The sequence below is a fragment of the Planctomycetaceae bacterium genome (assembly GCA_041398785.1).
Taxonomy (GTDB): Bacteria; Planctomycetota; Planctomycetia; order Planctomycetales; family Planctomycetaceae; genus JAWKUA01.
Window position 1 is genome coordinate 469935 of sequence record JAWKUA010000001.1, and the last position, 25872, is coordinate 495806.

A 25872-nucleotide genomic window follows, 5' to 3' on the forward strand; every position below is an offset into this window, starting at 1 on the left:
GTCACGTTGCCGATCGGAGCACCACGGTCGGTGCATCGTCGATCGCGTTGACCGTGAGCGAAATCGTGTCTTCCACGAACAACCCGGTCGGCGTGCTCGTGTCGGTCGCCCGGATCACGATCGACGCCGTGCCGTTCTGATCCGGCAGGAAGTCGAGCGTGAGAATTGTGCCGCTGATCGATGCGTTCACCAGCGTCGCGTTGCTGTTCGACGTCACGCTGAACGACAGCGAATCACCGTTCGTGGCGATGTCCACGTCGCCGAACACCGTCGACAGATGATCGTCGTCGACACCGCGTCTTCGTTCACCGTCACGTTGCCGATCGGAGCCACCACCGTCGGCGTGTCGTCGACGGCGGTGATGTCGACGTTGATTGTGCCGAGCGAAATGTCGGTGCCGCCGCCGAATCCGGTATTTCCGCCGTCGTTGATTGCGACGGCGATTATGTCTGTGCCGTTATGGTTGGCCGTCGGATGCAGATACGACACGTTCGTCGTGGTTGCCAGGTACGCGTTCAAATCTGTCAGCGTTCCGGTCAGCGTAATAGCGCTGGAGCCATTGTATCCGACGATGATCCCGGTTCCGCCGGCTGCTGTAAGATTGCCGGCACCGGCGGTCAGCTTCAACGTCAGCGAACCGGAATTGGCGTCCGGGTCGGCCAGAGTGATCGCCGACAAATCGATGGACGTGGCAACGTCTTCGGTGACCGTAACATTCGCCGGAAGACTGCCACTGTTGTATGGATTGTCGTTGACGGCCGTCAGAGTCAGAGTCGCCGTGGCCGTGTTACTGGTTCCGCCGTCGCCGTCCGTCAGCACGACGCTTACCACGCGAGCACCCGGCGCGGGATTGTCTGTGACGTTACGGATTGCGATTCCTCGATACACCGCCAGCACGTCCGACAGATAAGCGCTGGTATTGAAGGTGACCGTCAACGGCCCGTTGGTATTATTCCCGGCGATCGTGCCAATAGTGATACCACCCACGACGACATTACTGCCGACCACCGACGCGCCATAGTTGGGGATGATTGTCAGAAGATCGCTGCCATCGCTGCCGGACGAAATCGTCACGGTCAGGACGCCCCCGTCGAAGTCACTGCCGTCGACATCTGCAATCAGTTTCGTTGTGAACGCCGCCGCGCCGCTGCCTTCGGCGTACCCAATATTCGCCCCGTTATCGACAACCGGAGCATCGTTGACCGATGCCACCGACACGTCAAAGCTGTCGGCATGAGTCAACCCGCCGCCATCCGTAGCCAGCACACTGATCGTGTCCGTGCCGTTCCAGTTGGCGTTGCCCAGGTAGCTTAGCGTTGCCAGCGTGGAATTGATGTCGACCTGAGTTCCGTTGACGGTCAGAGTCGACGTGCCGTTGATTCCCGCACTAATCGAAGCGACTCCCTGCAGAGTGACCGTCAGCGATCCGCTTCCCGCCGAAAGCTGAACACTGGTCACATTGGTGTCGGCATCAGACACTGAAAGTCCGCTGATCGACAGTGATGTGTCTTCCTGAGCCGATTGAGTTCCCGGCACACTGATCACCGGCCCGACGTTCACAGCGAACTCATTGCCGAATTCCGATGTCCCAATCCCAGCCAGCGTCGCCGTCGCCACCAGGGAATCGGTGTTCAGGACACCGGCGGCCGCCAGCACGCCACTGAACCGCCCGGTGGCATCGGTCGTCAGGAAGCCGATGTATGTCTGCCCTTCGCCGCTGCCGTCACTGACAAAGAACTCGATACGTGCATTGGCAAAGTCCGTGTCGCCTGGAGCTGCTCCGACGTAACCGGCCAGAGTCAGGTTTCCGCCAACCAGATTGGCCATGGTCACAATCGGGTGGTCGATGCCTTCGTTGGGTGCCGTCGGATCAAGCAGACCGTCGTTGACATCCGTTTCGAATACATCAAGGCCGCCATCGCCGTTATTGTACACGGAGTTCATCGAGAACACGGCATTATTGGCGTCGTCGTAACCGCTCGCACCATCGCCTCGAGCATGAATGCCGAACAGATTGTCGTGCACAATGTTGTAGCGAACCGTGACGTCGTTGGATCCGAATCCGGCCGCGATCGCGGCGTATCCCGTTGTGTCTCGGACCGTGTTATTCTCAATGGCGATGTTCGTGTAAGGTCCGTAGAACGTCCCGATGCCGAAACCGTTCATCACGCCGTGAACCAGATTGCCCGACACAAGTAAATTGTCGCCGTACGCGCTGATGCCGAACTTGAACTGCCCGTCGGCTTCGTTGCCGATGATGTTGACGCCGGTCGAATCCGTTGTGCCCAGCACATTGACGACGTCGGAGCCTCCGTAGCCAAAGTAGTTGTGCTGAACTGTTCCGCCGTTGACTGAGTTCAGGGCCAGAAACGTCGCATTTGTGCCTGTGTCGCCATACTTCGTGCCGTCGGCCGAGACGCCGAACAGTGAATCTGCAATTGTGGAATTTGCTCCGTAGATCCCAGCCAGAGCACTCGTGGTGCTGCCGTCTGAAAGCTTCCGAAGAGCAAGGTCGCGCAGTTCGAAATCGTCACCATTGGCAACGATCACACGTGTGGATGTCGCTGCTCCGACAACTTCCAGTTCCGTACGTTCGAACTGAGTAATTGTCACATCGTCGCCGGTTCCGAGCACTCCGTCGGCCCCCAGACCCACCGTGCCGCCGCTGCCGATCTGGCCAGCGTTCGAATTCAAAACGGTTGCGCCGTCCGCTGCGTCGTATGCCGTTCCGTCAATGACGGTGCCCGTGTCGTTCAATGGATTCAGCGAGCTGGTCAATTGAATCGACCACCAATCGTTGCCGCTTCCGTCGCTCGTGTTCGTCGCGACGCCCGGAACGAATCGCATCACATTCGCACCGACAATTGCATTCGCGTTGGTCACGAACTGCCGCAGACTGCCCTGAACACTGCGATTTTCACCGCCTACATCGTCGCCGTCACGAACACCGGTCACGACATTGAAACTGAAACCCGCGTCGATATTGCCCACATCGCTGCCGTTGACGCCAACTCGGGTGACGTGCTCAGCAGTCATCAGCGAGCTGGCATCGTCGGAGACATCCGCCGTGCGGCCACCAAACAACGCTCCACTGCTGCCGAGGAAGTCCGCACCGCTGGCCGCTCCGGCCACGCCGTAAGTTTGTTCTGCCCAGATGTCCGTCGGAGCAAACGTGGCATTCAAGCCGGCACCTGGCGCAATCGTTCGCGAATCCACCACGACGAAATACGTATCATCGGCCAGACTGTTGAACCGATAAAAACCATTCACGTCTGTGGTCGTGCTGGCGACGAGCGTGTCGGCCGCCGAAATCGCGTCATCGTTGTCGACGTCTTGATACAGGTAGACAGTCACGTTCGACAGCAGGACTGCATCGCCCAACTGAGCATCACCGTTGACGTCTTCAAAGATATTTCCTTCGATGCGATGCGCGTCGTTGACATCGATCGTCATCGTATTCGGGGTCGGATCGATGTCGACTCCACCGTTGGCCGTGCCACCATCGTCGCGTACCTGGAAGCTGAACGAATCATAGCCAATACCGCTAGCTCCAGCCACCGGTCGGAACTTGAGTTGCCCGGCCTGAATAATCGGAGCCGTGACCGCCTGTCCGATTGTCAGCGCTTCGCCAGCGTCAATGACGCCGTCATCATTCACATCGACGAACAACGTTCCGTTGGATGCAAATGTCGTGAGGATTACCGACTGGAGATTGTCGCCGTCGACGTCTGAGAAACCGAAATCGCCGGTCGAGAACACATAATCCTGATCGCGAACCGTTGCCACGGTATTGTCCGCGCCGGAAGGAGCATCGTTCACGGCCGTCACATCCACCTGAACTGTCACCGCAGAGGACGATTCCAGCCCGCCGTCATCTTTCGCGACAACGGAAAACGCGGTCAGAGTTCCATTGGCGCTGGCTGCCGGAGTCCAATAAGCATTGTTCGAAGCGTCGATCGTGTCGTTGGTTCCGGCGGCCCATGCCGTGGCCGTTCCGGCGCTGGTGCCGATTTTCAGAGTGCCGGACGAAACGCTCTTCACGACAAACGCGATCACCGTGCCGTCCACGTCCGTTTCGTCCCCCTGAGCCGCCAGTTCGGCAGACGTGACTTCGACTTCCGCGTCTTCCAGAGTCGTGTCCACCGGTGCAGAAAACGCGGTAAGTGTCGGAGCCGTGTTTGTTCCGCTGACGGTGATGGTGCTGACAGCGGTCGCTCCGTTCAGACCGCCTGCGTCCTGCGGAATGAAGTTCAACTGACGGTTGCCTGCTGTCGGATTCAGCGACGTATTTTCATACTGAACCGTGCGAATCAGGGCTTCAAGATCCGCCTGAGGCGCCGCGCCGCCGGCGTTGTTGGCGATCGTGAAACCGCTGCCGTCGAAGTCGAGTTCAAACGTTGTGCTGCCGACAGTTGTTGTTGTTGTCAGACCGGTTCCAAATGCGAACGTCACGCCATCGATCGTGACTCGCTCGCTCGTTCCATCCACGAAACCGGCGAGATTCAGACCCAGCCCCAGATACGTTGTGTTGTCAACGTCGCTCAGCGTCGCATCGCTGTCCGTAACGCTGACCGGTCCGGGCGCCTTCCGTGAACGTGTTCGAGAAATCGTGGCCCGCACCGTCTGCACCGTTCAGGTCCAGCACCGGAGCGTCGTTCAGCGGCGCGATCGTGACGCTGCGCGTCAGCGTATTGAATTCAACGCGCCGTCGCTGACGGTGTAGCTGACTGTACGCGGACTCGTGTCCGGATTCTCGCTCGTGTTTTCGTAGCTCACCAGACGCAGAGCCGCCTGAAACTGAGCGACCGTGGCCGGTCCGGTCAGTGTCAGAGTACCGGTTCCGGAATCCCACGAACCGGTGATCTGAGCCGTGTCGGAAAACGAAAGAACGTCTTCCGTGCTCAGATAATTGCCGGTGATCTGCACCGTTGCCGACGTCAGATTCAGATTGTCGACGTCGCTGAGTGTCAGTGTCGAGGTGATCGCCATCGGCCCGTCGTTTTCCATGTACGGCAGAGCCGTACCTTCGACGGATGACATTACCGGTGCGTCGTTCACGGCAACCAGCGTGACGGTCGATATCGTATTCACGGTTGCCGTATCTGTGCCTCCACCGTCGTCGGTCAGCGTCACCAGAGTGACATCGCGAGTTCCGTTGACGATCGCATCGCTGGTGTTGCTGTAGAAGATGTCGGCCAGCATTTTCTCCGCTTCGTCATGCGGGAAGCCGCTGCCGCGCGTGACGTTGGTGACCGCGGCCGTCGCTGAGGAAGCCACCACTTCATTCGTGCCGTGGCCGTCGGTGTACGATGCTTCCACCGTGATGACCGTGCCCACTTCCGCTTCCGTCAGCGTATACGTGGTTCCGGTGCCGACCGTTGCGCCATCGGCTTTCCACGTGTACGTGATCGCGCCCAGACCATCCGCATCCGCCAGCGTGTTGCTCGCTGTCAGCGTATCACCCTGCGCCGGAGTCGTGTTGTCGATCGTGACCGAGCCGGTGGGCGCGTCGTTGACCGGTGTGACGGTAAAGCTGAACGATCCCGTCACCGGAGTCGAACCGTTTTCGCCGCCGTCGGCCAGAGAAAAGTCAAAGGCGTCGCTCGTCGTTTCGCCGCCGTTGTGATCGTACGTCAGCAGGTTGTCGTCGATATCCTGCTGAGTAAACGTGTCGTTCAGACCGATCGCCGAACCGTTCAGCCTAAGCGTGCCGTTGCCGACATTGGACGTGATCGTCCAGGTTAGTTCGATTCCGTCGTCGTCCGGGTCGCCTTCATTCAGCATCGCTGTCGTGATGATATTCGCGGTCGAACCTTCCAGCACCGTTGTTCCGGTGTTGGTGGCAATCGTCGGTGACTGGTTGGAATTCGTGACGGTCACGCGAAGATCGGGCGTGAAGTCCGGATACGCCGGGCCAACAATGCCCGCTGCGTAGTCGTCGATGTAGGCTCCGGTGGAACCGTCATATCGCCGAATGACATTGTTGTTCTGATCAGCCACGTACAGGTTGCCATCCGGGCCGAAGTCCAGACCGGCCGCGAGCCCCAGTCCGCCCGTACCGTTGGCGATGAACGTCGAAATCGCGCCCGTTGTCGAGTTCACTCGCATCACGCCGCTGGTGCTGCCGACGTAAATGTTGCCATCCGAACCAAACGTCAGATCTTCCGCACCGCTGATGCTGCCCACCACGAAACCGGTATCCAACGCTCCCGTGATGCCGTCATAGCGCAGGACTCCGGCACTGCCTCGATTGGCCACATACAGCTTGCCATCCGGACCAAACTGCAGCCCCAGCGGACTGCTCAGCCCGGACGCCACAAAGTCATCGATCCAGGCACCTGTGGTGCCGTTGAACCGCACAATCTTTCCCGCGCCGTAGTCCGCGACGTACAAATGGCCGTCCGGTCCGTAAGCAATGCCGCCGGGATTGTTCAGATCAGGGTCACTCGCCGCGACGAAGTCACCAACCAGAGTTCCATCGGGCTGATATTTCAAAATGTTGCCGGAATCGACTCCGCTGACCAGGTAATTGCCATTTGGCATCAGCACGATGCTCGCGTGCCCACTGATTCCGTCCGTCGACGGTGCGAAGCTGCCCAGCGACGTGCCGCTGTAACCGCTGAACTGCGACACATATTCGCCACCGTACGCCGGAGCCAGCATCGTCGCATTGAAGTACTGACCGTCCTCGTCAATCGCGCTAACCGTGATGTCGAAGGTCAGTCCGGCGAGAATGCTCGAGTACACGTGAGTCACACTGGCCGGATCGCCGACATACGTGTCAATCGAACCATCGCCCCAGTTGACTATCCAACTGCTGATGGAATCGTTGCCGGGATCCGTGTCCGTCAGAGTCAGCGTATAGGTGGCTCCACCACCAGCGGTCGCCGTACCGGTCGCAGTCAACGTCGGCGCGACGTTGTTGACGGTGACGGTTGTGGACGAGGATACGAGTCCCCCCTTGCCATCGTCCACCTGCAGACGGATCGTATACGAACCATCATCGTCAACGCCCAGGCCATACAATGTCGCCCAGCTCACCGATTCGGTGGCGTTGTTGGTAACCAAGTCGTCGTAAAGCCCGTCATTGTCCAGGTCCCAGCGGTAGGTCAGCGTATCGCCATCGACGTCACCGGAACCGCTTGCATCCAGACTCAGTGAATCGCCTTCATTGATCGTGTACGGTCCACCGAGATCGGCCGTGGGATCATCGTTTTGAGCCGTCACATTGAACGTGATCGTATTGCTGCTCGGATCACGGTTCACGCCACCGTTGGCCGTGCCGCCGTTGTCCTGCACCTGGAAGTCGAAGCCGGCGTAATTCGTGCCGTTGTCATCCGGATCCGGTTCGTAAGTCAGCAGACCCAAATCAATATCGCTCTTGAGAATCCAGTTATTGGCCGCGAACGTCGACCCGTTGAACTTGAGCTGCCCAGCTCCAGGCAGCGTCATGATCCAGACGCGATTGAACGCATTGCCGTCGACGTCGCTGAATCCAAAATCGGCTGCCGTGAGTGTGTACGTGGCGTCTTCGTTAATCGTAATCGTCTTGTCAGTGCCGCTCGGAGCGTCATTGACGGCCGTCATTGTCACGGTCGTTGTGGCAACCTGACTGGTGTTGACTCCATCGCTGGCGACAAATGTGATGCTGCGAGCGGTCGTGGCTGGAGCGTCGGACGAATTGTTGTACGTGATCGACTTGAGCACCGTCAGATAGTTCGCAACCGTATCATTGCCGCTCAGCGTCAGAACGCCCGTTCCCGAGTTGTAAATCGCCGTGATGCTCGTGCCACTCGTATTCACTGCGAGAACTTCTGCAATGCCGTCGAGCTGATTGGTAATTGTCACTGTGAGTGATGACAGGTTTGAGCTGTCCGGATCGTCCAGAGTGGCGTCGCTGTCCACAATCGAGACCGCTCCGGCGCCTTCGGTCCAGCTCGCCGCGAAATCAAGGCCGGACGCGGCCGAATCATTGGCATCAAGATCGAGGACGGGGGCCGGAGAAATCACGGCCACCTGGTGATTCGGTGCGAAGACCAGCGATGTCGGTCCATCCAGTCCGCCTGTGCCCGTACTCACGTAGTCGCCGATCAGTGTCCCCGTCGAGCCGTCGAAAACGAGAATTTCGTCCTGCGTGAAATTGGACACGTACAGATTGCCGTCCGGGCCGAACTCCAGACCGATCGATTCGCCGAGCCCGCCGCTGCCGACGGCAACAAAATCGTCGATGAAGGCACCCGTCGAGCCGTCGAATCGCTTGATAACGCTGTTCGTACCGCTGACATACAGATTGCCATCCGGACCGAACGCGAAATCTCCCGGCCCGTTCAGTCCGCCGCTGGCTGTCGCCACGAATGTGTCGACAAAGGCACCGGTGTCAGCGTCGTATCGCAGAATAGCATCGGTGTTGTAGCTGGACACGTACAGATAGCCGTCGCTGCGAAACTGCAACGCCGTCGGTGCATCGACGCCACCACTGCCGGCGGTCACGAAGGTTCCAAGAAACGTGCCGGTTGTTCCGTCGTACTTCAGGACCTCGTCGGTGAACTGGCTGCTGACATACAGATTGCCGTCCGCGCCGAACGCCAGCCCGGCTGCTCGGTCGAGTCCTCCGCTGCCGGCGGCAACAAATGTATCCACGAAGGCACCGGTTGCCGCGTTGTAGCGGACGACGTTGTCGGACCCGTGTCCAGCGGCGTACAGTAGGCCGTCCGGACCGATCACGACCGCGTACGCATTCGTCAGCTCGGCACCGCTGAAGAACTGAGAGAAACTGCCGTCGGAACCGGCGTAACGATACAGCCCTTCTCCGGTCAGGAATGCCGAGGCGACGATCAGGTCATTCGAGAAGTGGTCGCCGGTTCCGTCCGTGGCCGTGACAAGAATGTCAAACGTCCGACCGATGTCGCCTGAGGCATACGTGTGAGTCACCGAGGACGGATCACCTGCGATGGTCTCGATCGTCCCGTCTCCCCAGTTGATCGTCCAGATTGTGGCATCTTCGTCAAAGCGCTCAGGTTGAGCGTAAAGCTGTTGCCCGACACAGCCGTCGCTGACCCGCCGGCACTGACCGAGGTGATCGCGACATCCGTCACTGCGACGCTGATGTCCTGCACATCCGTCCCGCCGTTGCCGTCGCTGACCTGGACCTGCACGTCGTAAACATTATCGCCACCGACGTCCGTCGGGGCTTTCAAAAGTCCGGGGCACTTACGAATGTCAGCTCACCGGTCGAGCTGTTGATTGCGAACTTCGCTGCGTCCTCCCGCCGCTTATTGAGGAATAGACTAGGGTGCCTCCATCAACGTCAGTGCTGGTGATCGTGGTGACAGCGGTGGAGTTCCTGTTGCAGTTCCGCATTGATCGACGCAGTTGGGCCACCACCATCTGAGCTGATCACTGGATCCGGCGTTTCCCGTCACAACCAGACTGATGCCGTGTCGGTCGCTGTTGAAGAATGCCGTGTTGCCGCTCCAGTTAACAGACCCATCATTGTTTGAGAACGAAGCGGTGCTGAAACTGTCCAGAACAGTTTCCGTCCCGTCACGAGGACATTGCTGGTCCGGTCCCATGCCCGAACGTAATCGCACTGGCAATCGTTCCGCTAAAGCCGGCATTCGGTTGAAAGTAGACGCGAGTCTGAGAATCCGCACGCCAGCAGACGGGCGTTGGAAGAACTGACGGAACCAAGAGCTGCCCACGTTGCACCATTGTTGATCGAGTACCACCACGATCCATTTGTTGCGTCGGCCGCCGTGACTGCGATGCCGGTGTAGGAACCGGCGGTGTCCGTGACGTTGTCCACCTGCCCCGACGGAGTGGCAAGATCCACAAGGCTGGAAATCAACGTCCCAACCGCACCACTTGGGGCTCCTGAGTTTTGAGCGACGGACGTCAGAGCCGGGCCCCGGTGTTGTCGAGTACCGGAGCCGTATTCAGTTCGTACGAACCAATGTCCGGTGCGGAGTCACGCACAAAACCGCGAATGTCTGTTGACGGTGCTCCAGTAGGATTGCCACCGTCCTGAGCCTGTCCACCGGCACTCACGACGTAGTAGGAATGGCCGGTGACGGAATCTGTTGAGACTGCCGGCAGCGTGATCGCCCCGGAAAAGTCCGTCCCGGCCAAAGTAAATCCGGAGGAGGACTCAATAATGTTGTGTCCGGCAGCTGGTGATGTTTCCCTTAGCATCGTAACCTGCAGAAGGCCGCCGTGTTATCAGCAAGTACTGAACTGTTGATCGTGATCGTTCCCGCACCGGACGCGTAGACACCTCCGCCGTGGCCACTGGTGGCCGTGTTGCCGGCAATCGTTGAAAAGTTGATCGTCGCAGACCCGGCATTCACCCGAACCGCAGCGCCATCGAACGTTGCGGTGCTGCTGCTTATGGTCACGTTTGTCAGCGTCGCGGTACCACCCGACACATTGATCGCTCCACCATTTATGGCGGAAGAGTTCAGAATCGTGACCCGATTCAAAACCGTTGTTCCGGTGCTGTAGATCGTCCCACCATCGGCATTGCCAACGTTATTCCCATCGAAAACAACATCCGTGACAGTCAGCGAACCGCCGTTGTTGTCGACGGCTCCCCCGGCATACGTGTCACCGGCCCCGCCAATGATCTTCATTCCGGACAGTGTCAGATTTCCCGTCCCTGTCAGTTCGAAAATTCGATCCGACATGGCCGAAGCGTCGATGATCGTATTCGTCACGCCCTGTCCGGTGATGGTGATCTGACCGGAGATATCCAGGTCACCCAGCGAAGCGGCGTTTTCACCGTCGCCAATTCGCGACAGAACATACGTGCCGACTCCCAGCTCGATCGTATCTGCTCCCGGGCTGGCGTTTGCGGCAATGATGGCTTCTCGCAGTGACAAGGCACCTGTGCCGTTGTTTTCATCCACCGTTGTCGTGACGGTGTACGTGTTCAGCACCCATTGCCATTCGTCTTCGAAATCGGAACTGAAGACGGACTGTGTCGTCACAAGACCAACGCTGTATTCCAGGTCCCAGTCGCCGCCCTGCGATTCGTGGCCGGTCAGGTCATCACTGGCCGCCACGTCGCTGTCAGTCAGGACGCTCAGTTGATTCAGCAGTTGCCGTCCGTCCTCCGAAGCCGCGACGTTACAGCCATAGATCAGAATGTCGGCCGTGTCCGACATTGAATACTGCCACGCACTGATGGCGTTGCGGTACGTGTCGACGTTTTCCAGCGAAAGCGTTGTCGATCCCAGCCGAACGTGTCCTTCGGTACCGTGGGACACAATGTGGATTCCGGTGACGTCGGTGTGGTTCAGTAGTGCAGCGACGTGATTTGAGCGATACCGTCCCGTGAGGAATCCAGGACGACGACTTCCAGTTTGCGTGTGTCGTCGGCAGCGGCTTCGTCGCGGAGATCGGCAAGCAGGTCGTCGATTCCATCGACGGAGTCGTCGATGAAGACGAGTTCCGAGTGTTGACGGATTCGGCTCCGAAGTCAGTGGCAGTCTCGGATGCGTCGGTGCTGTCCGTCGGCGTGGTTTGAGCCGGCAGGGCCAGGTCGGCCACGATGTCCAGAAATTCCTGAGGACTCCAACTGACCGGAATCGGGTGCGTCGATGAGTTCCGGCTGTGAATCGGCAGCGTTTGCATCGACCGGAGCTGCAACAACGGCCGCCGGAGATGCGCTGAGCAGGATGCGTTCTTCGAGTGCGAGGAGATCCGGAAGCTCGCGGAGCGGACTTGTCGACCATCGCGCAGCGCGAAGCGTAAAGCCCCTGCTCAAGCAGCAGTTGTGTCTGTCGGATTAGCGACCGAATGGACATTGAACGCGATCACCAGAGTGCCGTTGCGCGAACGGCGCGCAGTGGCAAGGTTGGTGAAACGCTACAACACAGCCGAATCCGCAGAGTTGGCTGTGTCTGTGCAGACAGCGCAGTTCGCGTTAACCCTCAGGTCGCTGGCGCGGATGCTTCCGGCGGTGTGGATTCTGCGAGGGCAGGGAAACTCCCGTCAGCAGGTGGTCAGTTGAGCCAGCGTGATACCGTGGACGAGTTCCGGAATACTGCGAAGCTGCATTTTCGACATGATGCTGGCGCGGTGTTTTTCGACGGTCTTGTGGCTGATGCCAAGTCGCCGGGCGACGGCTGTGTTAGTCAGGCCGTCACACACCAGGCGCAGGACTTCCGCTTCGCGATCGGACAAAAGTTTGAGCCGTGTTTGCGTCCGACGGATCGTTTCGCACTGCTCCGGGGTCATGCAAAAGACACCAGGGGGCTCAATCGTCACCATTCTGCCGGAGACAATCATTCCGTGTTCGACAACGTCCTCGCAGCGGACGAAATCCCGGAGGCTTCGAGCCCCTCCATCGAACATTGACAGGCTGGCGGCTTCCGCAAGCAGTTCAGGCAGCGAGGGCAGCCAGTTCGACCAACTATCAGCCAGCCGTGCCTGTTCGATTTGTGTGGCGGTGACGCGCTGCCGCAACCGGGATTCCGACGTGTCCGGCAGATTCCAGAACCTGCGAAATGATTGCGAGCACAGCTTGATCTCGCAGGTATCCACGTCCAGCAGACACCAGATTCCGGCGGATTGCTGTGACAGGCACTGCAGGACGGTGCAGCATTGTTCTGAGTGGTTGACGGTATGGCCCAACGCGTTCATCGCTGTCGACTCTCAATTGATACTGGCTGTGACCGAAGTTTGTCGTATTGACGTTCTCCTGCTCTCGCTATGCCCCAAAGCAATCTGTGTACCAGTCACGGAAGGACTGAATTTTGGCTCCCCCCGGGCGACACAGCGCTGCAAAACAGTGCAACCGGGCAGTTCACTGTTTGATCCTGCCCGGCCTGTTGTTCGGCGGCAGACTTTGCTGCAGCGTGCGTGCGAAGTGAGTCCCCGGCGGCGGAAACCCGGCGAAATCGGAGATCGCGGGCGGGGTTGTCGATCTACCGGCGGCCTTCCAGGCTGGTTCCGAACCGGCGGTTCAGGAGCGTTTCGCCGCCCAGCGTGATCGTCGCAAAGAAGGCCACACCCAGAGCGGCCGAACAGATCACGGTGGCATAGAGTTCGTCCATCAGAAACCCGGCGCTTTTCTGCTGAATCAGCGCACCGAGCCCCGGCTGGCTGGACCCGACGAAGAACTCACCCACGATCGCGCCGACGACCGCCGTTCCGCTGGCGATCCGGACGCCGCTGATGATATACGGCAATGCCGACGGCATCCGCAGCCGGAAAAGCAACTGCCACCACGTCGCCGAATGCAGCCGGAACAAGTCCAGCAGGTTTGCGTCAACCTGCAGCAATCCAGTGGTGGTACTGGTGATGACCGGAAATACGCTGATGATCAGCGCCACCAGTGCCACGCTGTGAAAGCCGCGTCCGAAGGAAATGATGACGATCGGAGCCACGGCAATGATCGGCACGGTCTGCAGCAGAATGGCGTACGGATACAACGCCATCCGTACCAGCTTCGACTGGGCGAATCCGAACGCGGTCAGGACTCCCAGGACGGAGCTTCCGGCGAGTCCCATGCCGGCGGCTGCGGCGGTGCGAAGTGTCGCGGCGGAAAGCTCGTTCACCATGCGGAATGAAGCGGCGGCGACAGAAGCCGGCGTCGGCACGACGATCGGCGACACATTCGTCAACACAATCAGCAACTGCCAGGTACCAATTGCGGCCAGCAGCACGGTCAGCGGCAACAGGAACTTTGCGGAAACCGTTGAGGATGTCCTGGGAGTTTCGTTCAAGCGATCAATCCGGAATCAGGCGTGACGTTGGGAGTTGGCGGTGTGAATCCGAAAGGGAACCGGTCAGGCTGACGTTCACCTGGTACGGCATCGGGGGCACAGTTGCCGTTGGAAATTCAGACGTGCAGTGACTCCATGACCCGGCGGACGAATTGCATGAACTCCGGCGACGTCCGCTGCTGGTCGACTCGGCGTTCCGGAAGGTCCACCGGGATTTCACCGACGATGGTTGCCGGCTGCCTCCCATCACCAGCACCCGGTCGCTCATGAAGACCGCTTCGTGAATGTTGTGAGTCACCAGCACAGTTGTCACGTCACACTGGTTGTGGATTCGTCTGACTTCCTGCTGCAACTGCGATCGCAGGATGTCGTCCAGAGCGGCGAAGGGTTCGTCCAGCAACAGCAGCTTTGGTTCCGTGACCAGCGCTCGAGCCAGTGAGACTCGCATTCTCATGCCGCCCGAAAGTTGTCCGGGGCGCTTGTCGGCGTCGCTGTCGGGCAATCCCGCCAGTCGCAGCGCGAACGGCGTGTTCCCGGCTGGCGGGGTCGCGCGGGCTCCCAGTTCCGCGGGAAGGAGCACGTTTCCGACGGCCGTTCGCCATGGCAACAGCGTGGCGTCCTGAAAGACGAACCCGATTCGGCACCGAACGGAATCCGGGTCGGGGTTGACGGACACGGTCCCGCGAGTCGGCGGCAGCAGTCCGGCGATGAGCCGCAAAACGGTGGATTTGCCGCAGCCGGACGGTCCCACGATCGTGACGAATTCGCCGCGGCGGACCGGAGAGTGCGGGAAGCTGCAGCACGGTTCGGTCAGCTTCGTTAAATCTGACTTCGACGCTGTGAAAGCTGACGACTTCGGATTCGGCGGCACCGCTGCCTTCGCGACTGGACATCCGAAGACCTTACTGTGTCCGCGAAGTTGACCGAACGACGCGCAACGCGATGTCATTCGAAAACGGTGGAGACGTCAGAGTCAGTTCACCGCCCGCGTGCTGGCGGGATTCCGGCTTCGCGATGTCTCCCGTCAGCGGGTTGACCCACTTAATGGAGTACTCAGCGGCGGGAAGATTCAGCTTCACGGTTGCTTCCGGAATGTCGCGCAGCACGCCTGCCAGGTCACCGGGCTTGCCGGACAGAGGCACGTGCAGATAGATGGCATAGGCTTCGCCGCGGCGGGACAGAACGGTGGTGGTCAGTTCCGGTGAGACGGCTCGCACGGTCGATTCGTCAGGCTTCATGGACACAAAGTCGAACTCTTCCAGAAACGACTTCAGGATTCCGAGCTGCCTTCGCAATTCGACACTGCCTCCCCCGGAGAGTTGTAGCCGGTCAGCGAACCGTCCGGGTGTTTCGCGGAGAATGAATAGTCAAGGTTGTTGTACAGGCCTCCTCCAGCCAGCAGAAAATCCCAGCCTTCGGTGCGGTAGAGAACATCGCTGGAACCTCGAAAGCCGGTCTCATTTTCACCGATGACTTTGTTCAGTCCGTAATTCATGGCCACGGTGTCCGGCGGCACACAGTAGTGGAAATTGAAGATTGAAACGGCCGGGTGCGGCTGGTCGACCTTCTGCCGGCCGTTTGCAATGTTCATGGAAATCAGATGCTTTCGCGGGAATTCACGTTCCGCTTCGACGATGGCGTCGACGATGGTGTGCTGCCATTGCATGGTGACTCCGCCGAAGTACGGTTCGTTGCAGACTTCGTAGTACAGATTGCCGAAGTCGCGAAGTTCGCTAACGATTTTGCGAGTGAAGTCGAGCTGCACGTCCAGCAGGTCACGGTGCTTCGCTGTGTAAACTTCTTCGCGGTCGCAGTTGCCGATGCCGTTGACGTTGTTGGCCGCTTTCATCGGGCAGTCGTTCCACATCGAATCGTTGTACATCGGGCAGAACAGCGTGAGTTCCACGACGACCCCTTGTTCCGCAGCCATCGTCATGAAGTCGCGAAGTCGTTCGAAGTAGGCGGGGTCCCATTTCGTCAGATCGAAGCGATTGCCGCCGCCATGGTAACCGGGCTGGTCGCTGCGAGCCCACGGGCTGATGTAACGATTCGGCAGCGGTGCGAGCGTGTTTTCCGTGATTTGAAACGCCTGGGAATCTTCGCGGTACACGCCGGAAAACGTCCGCGTATGGTTCAGACCGTGCCGGTGCAGTTCCTTCAGATAGGCGGTGTAGTCGAAGTCCAGGTTCAGCAGGGCGCCATAGTGTTCGCCGGACGTGACCAGAATCGTCGGCCGTCCCCGCCACTGAAAATAGTGAGGATTTTCCGGGTGCAGCGCGAGGAACTGCGCGTCGGTCGTCTGAGCTCGGACGTTTGGCGGCAGCAGGACGGCCAGCGCCGCCAGCAACAGAAATTTCAGGCCGCATCGGCATAACGAAGGACTGGCGGAAACAGGTTCGTCCATGGGAATCACTTTCGGAAGATCGAAGCGGGGTCAGCGTCGAATGATCGTAGCCGACCTGTGACGGACTGTCGCGTGCTCGGCGGGAGTGGTTCCACGCCCGTTGCGCCGCCGGAAGTTCCGAGAGACGTCCGCGGGGATTTCCGGATCGCGGCCAGGTTTCGCCGGCGATTCATCCGCGGTGCAGACTCAAGCGATGCCGTAGCGGCGATCGGCAGCTGGTTGACGGGGATCCGTCGGATGTAACGGACGTGACGTCCGGAACCGGAATGATCGATTCAGACGGATGCGGGAATCAGCAAACTGCGTGGCATTGGGGCAACATTTCTGACTGTTCCTGACCGCACGGTTCTCGGATGTGACCTATTGTTGCAAAACGGAATCTCTCCGATTCGGTCTGCCGATCCGTCGGCAGGTCAGATCCGTCCCTTCGATGGTCAGTCAGGTTGGGAGCAGCATACCAATGGTAGCGCCGGCAAAAACATCACGCACGAACTCCAGCGACTTCGAAACGCTGAAGGCTCACATCCACGGGAAGCTCGTCGAAAAACTCGACCTGACGCGCCTGTCGGATCTGGAAGGTGATTCGCTGCGCCGCGAAATCCGTGTCGTGGTCGAGCATCTGTGCGACACGGAAAACCCGATGCTGAACCGTTCGGAACGGGAACGGCTGGTGGAAGAAGTACTCGACGAAGCCTTCGGCTTCGGTCCGCTGGAACTGCTGCTCAAGGAAGAAGGTGTCGCGGACATCATGATCAACGGACCCAAGAACGTCTTCCTGGAAAAGGGCGGACGGATCGTGAAGTCCGATGTGACGTTCCGCGACAACGATCACCTGCTTCAGATTCTGGACCGGATCGTGTCGAAAGTCGGTCGCCGCGTGGACGAAACGTCGCCGATGGTGGACGCTCGCCTGCCGGACGGTTCCCGTCTGAACGCAATCATTCCGCCGCTGGCTCTGGACGGGCCATCTCTGACGATTCGGCGTTTCGGTTCCAATCCGCTGACTCTGGAAGACCTGCTGAAGTTTGGTGCGTTCACTCCGGAAATGGTGATGTTTCTGGAAGGCGGCATGAAGGCTCGCCTGAACATGATCATCAGCGGCGGTACCGGTTCCGGTAAAACGACGCTGCTGAACACGCTGTCCAGCTTCATTTCGAACGAGAACCGCATCATCACGATCGAAGACGCGGCGGAACTGCAACTGCAGCAGGAACACGTTCTGCGGCTGGAAACCCGCCCGCCCAACATCGAAGGCAAGGGCCGTGTTTCCGCCACGGACCTGGTGAAAAACGCACTGCGTATGCGTCCTGACCGGATCATCATCGGGGAATGTCGAGGCGGCGAAACGCTGGACATGCTGCAGGCCATGAACACCGGTCACGACGGTTCGCTGACCACGGTACACGCGAACAACCCGCGAGACGCGATTTCCCGTATTGAAACACTGATCAACATGAGCGGCGTGGAACTGCCACTGTCCGCTGTGCGAAAGCAGATTGCTTCCGCCGTGCATCTGATCATTCAGGCCAACCGTCTTCAGGGCGGACCCCGAAAAGTGACCTACATTACCGAAGTCGTGGGGATGGAACAGGACACGATCGTGATGCAGGACATCTTCCGGTTTATTCAGGACGGCATCGGCGAAAACGGCAAGGCGTTCGGCCACTTCGAATCGACCGGAGTGCGTCCGAAGTGCATCGAACATCTGGAAGCCGCGGGTGTGCGACTTCCGCCCAGCATCTTCGCTCAGCGATCAATGAGGTCCAGTTAGTCAGCCTGCCGACCGGCGCCGACGGCACTCGCGGTGACCCTGGTTCGGCACATGAAAAATCAACGATTACACAGAATCCGGAGTTGCCGCCGTCAGCCGTTGCTGATGCGGCATGACCACTGAAGGGTCAGATGAAAGGGATAAAGTCATGGATCCAACAATCATGGTTCTGGGTGCCGCGTTTGTCGGCATGGTGACCCTGGTGTTCGTGGTCGGATCAATTCTGACCGGTCGCGGACAGTCGCAGGCCGAGAGCCGACTGGCTGCGTTCATGGGTAACTCCGCGAGCACCAGCCACATTGCCGACGAAATCGTCCGGGACGGCGTCACGACCGCGTCCGGACTGATCGGCGCCATCATTGCTCGGTTTCAGAACCTGCCGCGTTTCTTTCAGCAGGCGGACTGCCCGCTGTCGTTTGACAAGTTCATCATGGTCTGTGCGGCAACGTCCGTCGCCGGCTGCATGGTTCCGGTGATCCTGAGGTCTCCGCCGGCGATGTTTCCGGTGGGGGCGATCGTCGGAGCACTTGCCCCGTGGGGATGGCTGTGGTGGCGCCGACGCCGCCGGTTTCACAAGTTCGAATCTCAGCTTCCGGATGCTCTGGAACTGATGTCCCGGGCACTGCGTTCCGGGCACAGTCTGGCGTCCGGTCTGAACGTTGTTGCCAGCGAAATGCCGCTGCCCATCGCGGAAGAATTCAACAACGTTTATGAAGAACAAAACCTGGGAATTCCTCTGGATCAGGCACTGCGCAACATGCTGCTGCGGATTCCCAACCTGGACCTGCGGTTCTTTGTGACGGCGGTGTGCATTCAAAGACAGTCGGGTGGTGACCTGGCAGAGATTCTGAACAAGATCAGCCATCTGGTTAGGGAACGATTCAAGATTCTGGGACAGGTCAAGGCACTGACGGGCGAAGGCCGTATCAGCGGTATCGTGCTGATGGCTCTGCCGATCTGTCTGTTCCTGGCTGTTTATACGATCAATCGCGAATACGTGATGATCCTGTTCGATCGCGAAGAAGGCCGCAAGATGCTGTTTGGTGCTGTCGTCATGCAGATCATGGGAGCCATCTGTATCAAGAAGATCATTGATATTAAGGTGTGACGGGATGTCCGGAGGTTCGGCTGTGTCGAACGCCGGAACGCTTTTTGCAATACCATTTCGGCGGCAGAGCCGTCTGATTCGCAGCGGAACCGGCCCATTTACCGGGAGCAATACGCCATGCAGTCTGACATGTTGATTCCACTTGCGGCCTTTGCGGCCTTCGCCTGCGGAGCCTGGGCGGTGATTACGATGTTTGGGGGCAGCAAATCCCGAGCTGCCGAGCGTCTTGACGAACTGCGCGATCCCGGAGCGCGCAAGCGACGCAGCAAGGACGGCAACAAGATGAACGAGATGTTCGAGCGTGCTGCTCCGAAACTCTCGAAGGCCCTGCAGCCGAAGTCGGAAACCGAACAGAGCAAGCTGAAGGTCCGGCTGGCCAACGCGGGATTCAGCGGTCCCAACGCAACTCGCAACTTCCTGGCAACCAAGTCCGTTGTGGCAATGGCGGGAGTCCTGTTCGGAGGCGTGTATGGTCTTGCCAATGCCAGCACCGGAATGTCGCTGGTCATCGGCGGCGGGCTGGGCTTCTATCTTCCCGAAATCGTGCTGACGCTGATGAAGTGGTCTCGGCAGCAGAAGATCTTCCTGCAGCTTCCGGATGCTCTGGACCTGCTGGTCGTCTGTGTTGAAGCGGGGCTGGGACTCGACGCGGGACTTCGCCGCGTGTCCGACGAACTTGGCGCGGGAGCTCCCGAAGTCTGCGCGGAACTGTCTCAGGCCAACATGCAGCTGCAGATGGGTAAGCCGCGCAAGGAAGTGCTGCATGACCTGGGAATTCGCACCGGCGTTGACGACATGAAGGCACTGGCGGCGATCCTGATCCAGGCCGACCGCTTCGGATCCTCGATCGCCCAGGCGCTGCGAGTTCAGTCGGACAGCATGCGAACCAAGCGACGCCAGATGGCCGAAGAGAAAGCTCAGGGAGCCGCCGTGAAGATGATCTTCCCGCTGGTGCTGTTCATTTTCCCCGGCATCTTCGTGATTCTGGTGGGACCTGCCGGCATCCAGCTCGCAGACAACTTCGCGCAGTAGTCTGGGCCGCCGGAACCTGGTGCCGACGGTTCGGCGCTATGGTTTTTCGGAATCGGCGCATTCGCAGACCATGGCTCCGCAGCCGGGGCAGCCGTTGCCGTACTTCTGGTGCATGGCTTCCGTCAGGTTGACTCCCGCCACGTTGGCAATTGTGGCCAGCCAGGCCAGCACGTCGGCAAATTCCTTCGCAAGTTCTTCCTTCGGGCCTTCGCGCAGCGCTGCCGACAGTTCACCGATCTCTTCCATCAGCCACATGAACGTGCCTTCGACGCCGCGGGCTTCGTCCTTTCGGGAATACATGCGGTCGATCAGAGATTGCAGTTCGTCAAGCGTCATGGGCGGCTTTCTGCGGTATTGCGGCGAGTATCAGGGACGGCGACAGCGTCGTCGCGCGGTTGGTTTAACCGGGCGGGCTGAGGAACCGGGTGAATCTTTCGTGTGTCGTTCCGGTGACGCCAGTTTGTCGACCTGAGGAGCAATTCGCAATCTTCGGTCGGCGGCGAATCGGCCTTTCCGGTTGCTGCCCAGGTCTGCGAAACACTCGACCCGAGATTTCGTAACCGGTTTCCGCCGCAGTGGTTAGCGAATGCTCCGGCAGGCTTTGGCGGACCGTGGCATTCGGAATCGACGTCGTTGTGCAACCGGCCGCGTGATTTGGTCCGCAAGCTTGCCATTCGGACGAGGATCGGGAGAATACGCCTCCGTCGGACGAACTTATCGCGGCTGCGCAGCATCAAACGGGCAGCCGAAAACAGCGTCCCCGACGTTTGAAGACCGCCAGAAAGCTCAGGAGCGACTGCGGGCAGGCAGACAAACAACATCAGCATTTCAACGTTGTTCGTATCAAGACAAGCATGCGAAGTGTCAACGCAAAGAATCCGATCGATCCGGGATCTCCGGGGAACGGCCGAAGTCATGTCGCCTTTCCACCAGGGTCGACGATTTCTACGCGCGGCTTCGCAGATCGTTCCAAACAGAGCGCGCCGGCCAGTCGTGTCGCCGGACTGAATCTCAGCTAGCCACGGGAGAACACGTGTCTCCAGCCTGTGGCCGGCGAGTTTCCGGCGGCGGACCGTTCTGCGCTTGCCGTCAGGTTCGATTCCGGCCGAACCCCGCCAGAGTTTTCCGCTCCGGCATGTCGTCAATCGGGCGGCAATCAGACAGTTGAATTGAGGAAAGATGATGGAAGACGTTCGAGGCAATCCGTATCCCGCAGATTACCGCCCGCCGTATGGTGCTCCGGAATCGCACGGGCTGTACGACCCGGCCAGCGAAAGGGAAAACTGCGGCGTCGGTTTCGTCGCTCACATCAAGGGCGAACGGTCGCATTCAATTCTGGTCGACGCGGAACGCATCCTGCGGCACATGGATCACCGCGGCGCCTGTGGCTGTGAATCCAATACCGGCGACGGCGCAGGAATGCTGACAGCGCTGCCGCATGAGTTCCTGAAGCGAGTCGCAAGAGAAGACATCGGCGTCGACCTGCCCGCGCCGGGAAAGTTTGGCGCCGGTATTGTGTTTCTGCCGCAGGATGAGGCTCAGCGTGCCAACTGCCGGCAGACGGTTGAGCAGTTGATTGCCGAACAGGGTCAGAAGCTGCTGGGCTGGCGAACGCTGCCTGTCGATTTCGACGGTGCCGACATCGGCCGGACCGCGCGGGCGTTTGCACCGCACATGGAGATGCTGTTTGTGGGCTCCGCGGAGGGGCTCGACCAGGAACAGCTCGAACGCCAGCTGTTCGTCATTCGAAAACGGGCCAGCCACCAGCTTCGCAGCCGTAATGATTCGCAGGCGCTGTCGTTTTACGTCTGCAGCCTGTCGACAAAGGTGATCATCTATAAGGGCATGCTGACATCATTGCAGGTCATTCCATCTTTTAAGGATCTGCAGGCGGAAGACTACACCAGTCATCTGGCGATGGTTCACAGTCGTTTTGCGACAAACACGTTTCCGAGCTGGGACCGTGCTCAGCCGCTGCGGTTCAGCGTCTCACAACGGCGAAATCAATACCGTCAAGGGCAACAGCAACTGGATGTTCGCGCGGCAGGGCGTCATGAAAAGCGACTTGTGGGGCGACGACCTGCAAAAGCTGTTTCCGATTGTTGAACCGCACACGTCCGATTCCGGCTGTTTCGACAACGCTCTGGAAATGCTGTACCACAGCGGTCGCACGCTGCAGGAAGTCGTCATGATGATGATTCCGGAGGCGTGGCAGAATCATGAACACATGCCCGCCGACAAGCGCGCGTTCTACGAATACTACTCGGCGCTGCAGGAACCCTGGGACGGCCCGGCGTCGGTGTCGTTCACGGACGGTCACTACATCGGAGCCACCCTGGACCGCAACGGTCTTCGCCCCAGTCGCTACTACGTCACAAAAGACGACCGCGTCGTGATGGCCAGCGAAGTGGGTGTCCTGGACATCGAACCGGAAAACGTTCTGTACAAGGGACGGCTGCAGCCCGGACGCATGTTTCTGGTGGACTTTGAACAGGGCTGCATTATCGACGACGCCGAACTGAAGGCGGACGTTGCGTCCCGGCGGCCGTACGGCGAATGGCTGGATGAACAGCGGATTCTGTGGCGCGAACTGCCTGAAGGCGTCAAGCCGAAATACTTCGAAGGCCAGGAACTGCTGAACCGCATGCAGGCGTTCGGCTACACGACGGAAACTCTGCAGTTCATGCTGATCCCGCTGCTGCACGCGAAGAAGGACCCCATCGGTTCGATGGGCGACGACGCCGCGCTGGCCTGTCTGTCCGATCAGCCGCGAATGCTGTACGACTATTTTCGCCAGCTCTTTGCTCAGGTGACAAACCCCGCCATCGATTCGATCCGGGAAGACGTCATCATGTCGCTGAGGCTTCATCGGTCCCGAAGGAAACCTGCTGGACACGACGGCGGAACAGTGCCACCGGCTGGCGCTGCCGCATCCGATTCTCAGCAATCAGCAGATGTCCAACCTGAAGGACATGGACTACCGCGGCTGGCGGTCGAAGGTCATCGACATCACGTATCCCAAGTCAGACGGGATTGTCGGCCTTCGAATGGCGCTGGAACGCATCTGCCGCGAAGCACGTCAGGCCATCAGGGACAAATTCGGCGTGATCATCCTGTCCGATCGTGCCATTGGTCCCGATCGCGTTCCCGTCAGTTCGCTGCTGGCTACCGGTGCGGTGCATCACCATCTGGTTCGTCACGAAGAACGGACTCAGATCGGCATTCTGGTGGAACTTCGGCGAGGCTCGCGAAGTCCACCATTTCTGCCCGCTGATCGGCTATGGCGCCGACGCCAAATCCCTACACGGCTCTACGCCGCGCCAGCGCGCGTCGACGGACGGCTGCCGGAAGAATTCACCGACAAGGAAATCGTCAAGACGTACCGCGAAGGTGTTGCCAACGGCATGCTGAAAGTCATGGCCAAGATGGGGATCAGCACTCTTCAAAGCTACAAGGGAGCTCAGATTTTCGAAGCAGTGGGGCTGGGTCAGGACGTCATCAATCTTTGCTTTGCCGGCACCGCCAGTCGCATCAAGGGTGTCAACTTTGACATTCTCGCGCAGGAAGCCCTGATGAGGCACCACGCCGGTTATCCGGAAACGCTGACAGCATCAGTCACGAACTTCCCAACAACGGTCAGTTTCACTGGCGGCGCCACGGTGAAAAACACGCCTGGAATCCTCACACCATCGGCCGCATTCAACAGGCCGCGAGGTCCGGTGACCGGAAAGCGTACGATGATTTCAGCGAGCTGGGGTGAATCGCGAACGACGCGAGCCTGCCATTTGCGCGGACTGCTGAAGTTCAAGCAGGGGACGCCCGTCCCGCTTAACGAAGTTGAGCCCGCGAAGGAAATCGTCAGGCGGTTTTGTACGGGGGCGAGCTGGATCCATCGCCGCCGAAGCTCACGAGACTCTGGCGATCGCGATGAATAGGATCGGCGGCAAGAGCAACACCGGCGAAGGTGGCGAACAGTATTCGCGGTTCACTCCCGATGAAAACGGCGATTCCGGCGCCGCTCCCGCCATCAAGCAGGTCGCCAGCGGACGGTTCGAGTGACGTCGTGGTATCTGACGAACGCCGACGAGATTCAGATCAAGATTTCTCAGGGAGCGAAGCCCGGCGAAGGCGGTGAACTGCCGGGTCATAAAGTCGACGACACTATCGCCAACACCCGGCTGTCGACTCGCGGTGTGGGTCTGATCAGTCCACCGCCGCACCATGACATTTATTCCATTGAAGACCTCGCGCAGTTGATCTTCGATCTGAAGAATGCCAACCGGTCCGCCCGGATCAGCGTGAAGCTGGTGTCGGAAGTCGGTGTCGGCACGATTGCGGCGGGCGTTGCCAAGGGCCATGCCGACAATATCTTGATCTCCGGCAGTGAGGGCGGGACGGGAGCGTCGCCGCTGACCAGCATCAAACATGCCGGACTGCCGTGGGAACTGGGAATCGCGGAGACTCATCAAACGCTGGTCATGAACGATCTGCGCAGCCGTGTCCGGCTTCAGACTGACGGACAGCTGAAAACCGGCCGCGACGTTGTCATCGCCACGATGCTGGGAGCGGAAGAATACGGCTTCGCCACGGCTCCGCTGATTACCATCGGCTGCATCATGATGCGAAAGTGTCATCTCAACACCTGCCCCGTCGGGATCGCGACTCAGGATCCGGACCTGCGAAAGAAGTTCCGGGGCAAGCCGGAATATGTCGTCAACTACCTGTTTATGGTGGCGGAGGAAACCCGCGAGATCATGGCGGAACTCGGCTTTCGGACGATCAACGAAATGGTTGGCCGGTGCGACATGCTGGAAGCTGACCACGAAATCGCTCACTGGAAGGCAAAATCGCTGGATCTGACGCCGATTCTGACTCCGGCAAAGAAGCCGTATCCGGAGGCGAAAACGTGCTGCCAGATCGACCAGATCCACGGGCTGGAAGACGTCCGCGATATCGAACTGCTGGAAAAATGCCGGGCGGCAATTGTCCGGAAGCAGCGGATTCGCGTCGACACACACATCCAGAACATCGACCGCGCTTTTGGCACGATTCTCAGCAACGAAGTCAGCAGGGCGCATGGTCCGGAAGGTCTGCCCGATGACACGATTCACATTAAGGTGGACGGTTCGGCCGGACAGAGTGTCGGAGCGTGGCTGGCTCACGGCATCACGATCGAAGTCGAAGGAGACGCCAACGACTACGTTGGCAAGGGGCTGTCCGGCGGACGACTGGTCGTCTACCCGCCTCACGCCTGCGACTTCGTGGCCGAACAGAACGTGATTGTGGGCAACGTCGCGCTGTACGGAGCGACCGGCGGCGAAGCCTTCTTCCGCGGCATCGCTGCGGAACGTTTCTGCGTGCGAAACTCGGGAGCCCACGCGGTCATCGAAGGTGTCGGCGACCACGGCTGCGAATACATGACCGGCGGCCGCGCTGTGATTCTCGGCCGGACCGGCAGGAACTTTGCTGCCGGGATGTCCGGAGGAATCGCCTATGTGTTCGATCCGGACGGCATGCTGGTACGAAACTGCAACGCGGAGATGGTCGAGCTGGAACCGGTTGTTGACATCGCTGACATTTCCGAACTGAAGGACCTGATCGAAAAGCACCAGCAATACACGGGTTCCGAAGTGGCTCGCAGAATTCTCAGCGAATGGGACACAACCCTGAGCCAATTCGTGAAGGTGATGCCTGTCGACTACAAACGTGCGCTCCGGGAACTGGCCGAAGAAGGAGCGGCGGCAACAACGGCGTGACGGTTTCACTTCGCGCCTGCATGGCAAAACACTTGCCGGCACGATGCTGTCCCCGCGCCGCGGACTCCTGGTCG

Annotated in this window: 18 protein-coding genes and 1 pseudogene; 7 read left to right on the plus strand and 12 right to left on the minus strand. The window is 59.4% G+C overall.

Annotation, left to right across the window (positions count from 1 at the left end; genetic code table 11):
- Position 1: 1 nt before the first annotated feature.
- From R3C19_01795 to R3C19_01845, 11 genes are all read right to left on the minus strand, one after another.
- Complete coding sequence (locus R3C19_01795; protein ID MEZ6059073.1) at positions 2-256, minus strand: hypothetical protein; 255 nt, start codon at positions 254-256, stop codon at positions 2-4.
- Positions 214-4620, minus strand: coding sequence for a hypothetical protein (locus tag R3C19_01800; protein MEZ6059074.1), 4407 nt, complete (start codon positions 4618-4620; stop codon positions 214-216). Before R3C19_01800 ends, R3C19_01795 begins: the two co-directional genes overlap by 43 nt.
- 63 nt (positions 4621-4683) lie before the next feature.
- Positions 4684-8931: a cadherin-like domain-containing protein gene (locus R3C19_01805; GenBank protein ID MEZ6059075.1), complete on the minus strand. Its 4248-nt coding sequence runs from the start codon at positions 8929-8931 to the stop codon at positions 4684-4686.
- A gap of 673 nt (positions 8932-9604) precedes the next feature.
- Positions 9605-9847 (minus strand): hypothetical protein, encoded by a 243-nt coding sequence (locus tag R3C19_01810; protein ID MEZ6059076.1) that lies wholly within the window; start codon positions 9845-9847, stop codon positions 9605-9607.
- A gap of 47 nt (positions 9848-9894) precedes the next feature.
- Complete coding sequence (locus R3C19_01815; protein ID MEZ6059077.1) at positions 9895-10191, minus strand: choice-of-anchor Q domain-containing protein; 297 nt, start codon at positions 10189-10191, stop codon at positions 9895-9897.
- Positions 10185-11804, minus strand: coding sequence for a DUF4347 domain-containing protein (locus R3C19_01820; GenBank protein ID MEZ6059078.1), 1620 nt, complete (start codon positions 11802-11804; stop codon positions 10185-10187). Before R3C19_01820 ends, R3C19_01815 begins: the two co-directional genes overlap by 7 nt.
- Positions 11805-11991: 187 nt before the next feature.
- Entirely contained in the window at positions 11992-12642 is a 651-nt protein-coding gene (locus R3C19_01825; GenBank protein MEZ6059079.1) for a helix-turn-helix transcriptional regulator, read from the minus strand.
- A gap of 284 nt (positions 12643-12926) precedes the next feature.
- Positions 12927-13727 carry an ABC transporter permease subunit gene (locus tag R3C19_01830; protein ID MEZ6059080.1) on the minus strand — a complete coding sequence of 267 codons (801 nt, stop codon included), beginning with the start codon at positions 13725-13727 and terminating at the stop codon, positions 12927-12929.
- A gap of 4 nt (positions 13728-13731) precedes the next feature.
- Positions 13732-14676: an ATP-binding cassette domain-containing protein gene (locus tag R3C19_01835; GenBank protein ID MEZ6059081.1), complete on the minus strand. Its 945-nt coding sequence runs from the start codon at positions 14674-14676 to the stop codon at positions 13732-13734.
- Complete coding sequence (locus tag R3C19_01840) at positions 14630-15022, minus strand: hypothetical protein (GenBank protein ID MEZ6059082.1); 393 nt, start codon at positions 15020-15022, stop codon at positions 14630-14632. Before R3C19_01840 ends, R3C19_01835 begins: the two co-directional genes overlap by 47 nt.
- Entirely contained in the window at positions 14998-16131 is a 1134-nt protein-coding gene (locus R3C19_01845) for a DUF6298 domain-containing protein (GenBank protein ID MEZ6059083.1), read from the minus strand. The genes R3C19_01840 and R3C19_01845 overlap by 25 nt, the downstream gene beginning before the upstream one ends.
- A 460-nt stretch (positions 16132-16591) precedes the next feature.
- Between R3C19_01845 and R3C19_01850 the strand changes: the two genes are divergently transcribed.
- From R3C19_01850 to R3C19_01860, 3 genes are all read left to right on the plus strand, one after another.
- Complete coding sequence (locus R3C19_01850; GenBank protein ID MEZ6059084.1) at positions 16592-17902, plus strand: CpaF family protein; 1311 nt, start codon at positions 16592-16594, stop codon at positions 17900-17902.
- A 148-nt stretch (positions 17903-18050) separates the two neighbouring features.
- Positions 18051-19010, plus strand: coding sequence for a type II secretion system F family protein (locus R3C19_01855; protein MEZ6059085.1), 960 nt, complete (start codon positions 18051-18053; stop codon positions 19008-19010).
- A gap of 117 nt (positions 19011-19127) precedes the next feature.
- Positions 19128-20042 carry a type II secretion system F family protein gene (locus R3C19_01860; GenBank protein ID MEZ6059086.1) on the plus strand — a complete coding sequence of 305 codons (915 nt, stop codon included), beginning with the start codon at positions 19128-19130 and terminating at the stop codon, positions 20040-20042.
- 36 nt (positions 20043-20078) lie between these two features.
- Here the strand turns inward: R3C19_01860 and R3C19_01865 are convergent, their stop codons facing one another.
- Positions 20079-20378, minus strand: a complete 300-nt coding sequence (locus R3C19_01865) for a MazG nucleotide pyrophosphohydrolase domain-containing protein (protein MEZ6059087.1) — start codon at positions 20376-20378, stop codon at positions 20079-20081.
- Positions 20379-21221: 843 nt separating this feature from the next.
- Between R3C19_01865 and R3C19_01870 the strand changes: the two genes are divergently transcribed.
- The 4 genes and pseudogenes from R3C19_01870 (at position 21222) to R3C19_01885 (ending at position 25798) form a co-directional block, all read left to right on the plus strand.
- Positions 21222-22148, plus strand: a complete 927-nt coding sequence (locus R3C19_01870; protein MEZ6059088.1) for a hypothetical protein — start codon at positions 21222-21224, stop codon at positions 22146-22148.
- Positions 22075-23977, plus strand: a pseudogene (locus tag R3C19_01875) (glutamate synthase central domain-containing protein). The gene R3C19_01870 and the pseudogene R3C19_01875 overlap by 74 nt, the downstream one beginning before the upstream one ends.
- Entirely contained in the window at positions 23970-24101 is a 132-nt protein-coding gene (locus R3C19_01880; GenBank protein MEZ6059089.1) for a glutamate synthase-related protein, read from the plus strand. The pseudogene R3C19_01875 and the gene R3C19_01880 overlap by 8 nt, the downstream one beginning before the upstream one ends.
- Positions 24098-25798, plus strand: a complete 1701-nt coding sequence (locus tag R3C19_01885) for a glutamate synthase-related protein (GenBank protein ID MEZ6059090.1) — start codon at positions 24098-24100, stop codon at positions 25796-25798. Before R3C19_01880 ends, R3C19_01885 begins: the two co-directional genes overlap by 4 nt.
- Positions 25799-25872 lie beyond the last annotated feature (74 nt).

What these genes read in the sequence shown, in the direction of transcription:
- R3C19_01815 (MEZ6059077.1), bottom strand. Translation starts at nt 10,191, where the DNA reads ATGCTAAGGGAAACATCACCAGCTGCCGGACACAACATTATTGAGTCC.
- R3C19_01820 (MEZ6059078.1), bottom strand. Translation starts at nt 11,804, where the DNA reads ATGTCCATTCGGTCGCTAATCCGACAGACACAACTGCTGCTTGAGCAG.
- R3C19_01825 (MEZ6059079.1), bottom strand. Translation starts at nt 12,642, where the DNA reads ATGAACGCGTTGGGCCATACCGTCAACCACTCAGAACAATGCTGCACC.
- R3C19_01835 (MEZ6059081.1), bottom strand. Translation starts at nt 14,676, where the DNA reads ATGACATCGCGTTGCGCGTCGTTCGGTCAACTTCGCGGACACAGTAAG.
- R3C19_01845 (MEZ6059083.1), bottom strand. Translation starts at nt 16,131, where the DNA reads ATGGACGAACCTGTTTCCGCCAGTCCTTCGTTATGCCGATGCGGCCTG.
- R3C19_01850 (MEZ6059084.1), top strand. Translation starts at nt 16,592, where the DNA reads ATGGTAGCGCCGGCAAAAACATCACGCACGAACTCCAGCGACTTCGAA.
- R3C19_01855 (MEZ6059085.1), top strand. Translation starts at nt 18,051, where the DNA reads ATGGATCCAACAATCATGGTTCTGGGTGCCGCGTTTGTCGGCATGGTG.
- R3C19_01860 (MEZ6059086.1), top strand. Translation starts at nt 19,128, where the DNA reads ATGCAGTCTGACATGTTGATTCCACTTGCGGCCTTTGCGGCCTTCGCC.
- R3C19_01865 (MEZ6059087.1), bottom strand. Translation starts at nt 20,378, where the DNA reads ATGACGCTTGACGAACTGCAATCTCTGATCGACCGCATGTATTCCCGA.
- R3C19_01870 (MEZ6059088.1), top strand. Translation starts at nt 21,222, where the DNA reads ATGATGGAAGACGTTCGAGGCAATCCGTATCCCGCAGATTACCGCCCG.
- R3C19_01880 (MEZ6059089.1), top strand. Translation starts at nt 23,970, where the DNA reads ATGAATAGGATCGGCGGCAAGAGCAACACCGGCGAAGGTGGCGAACAG.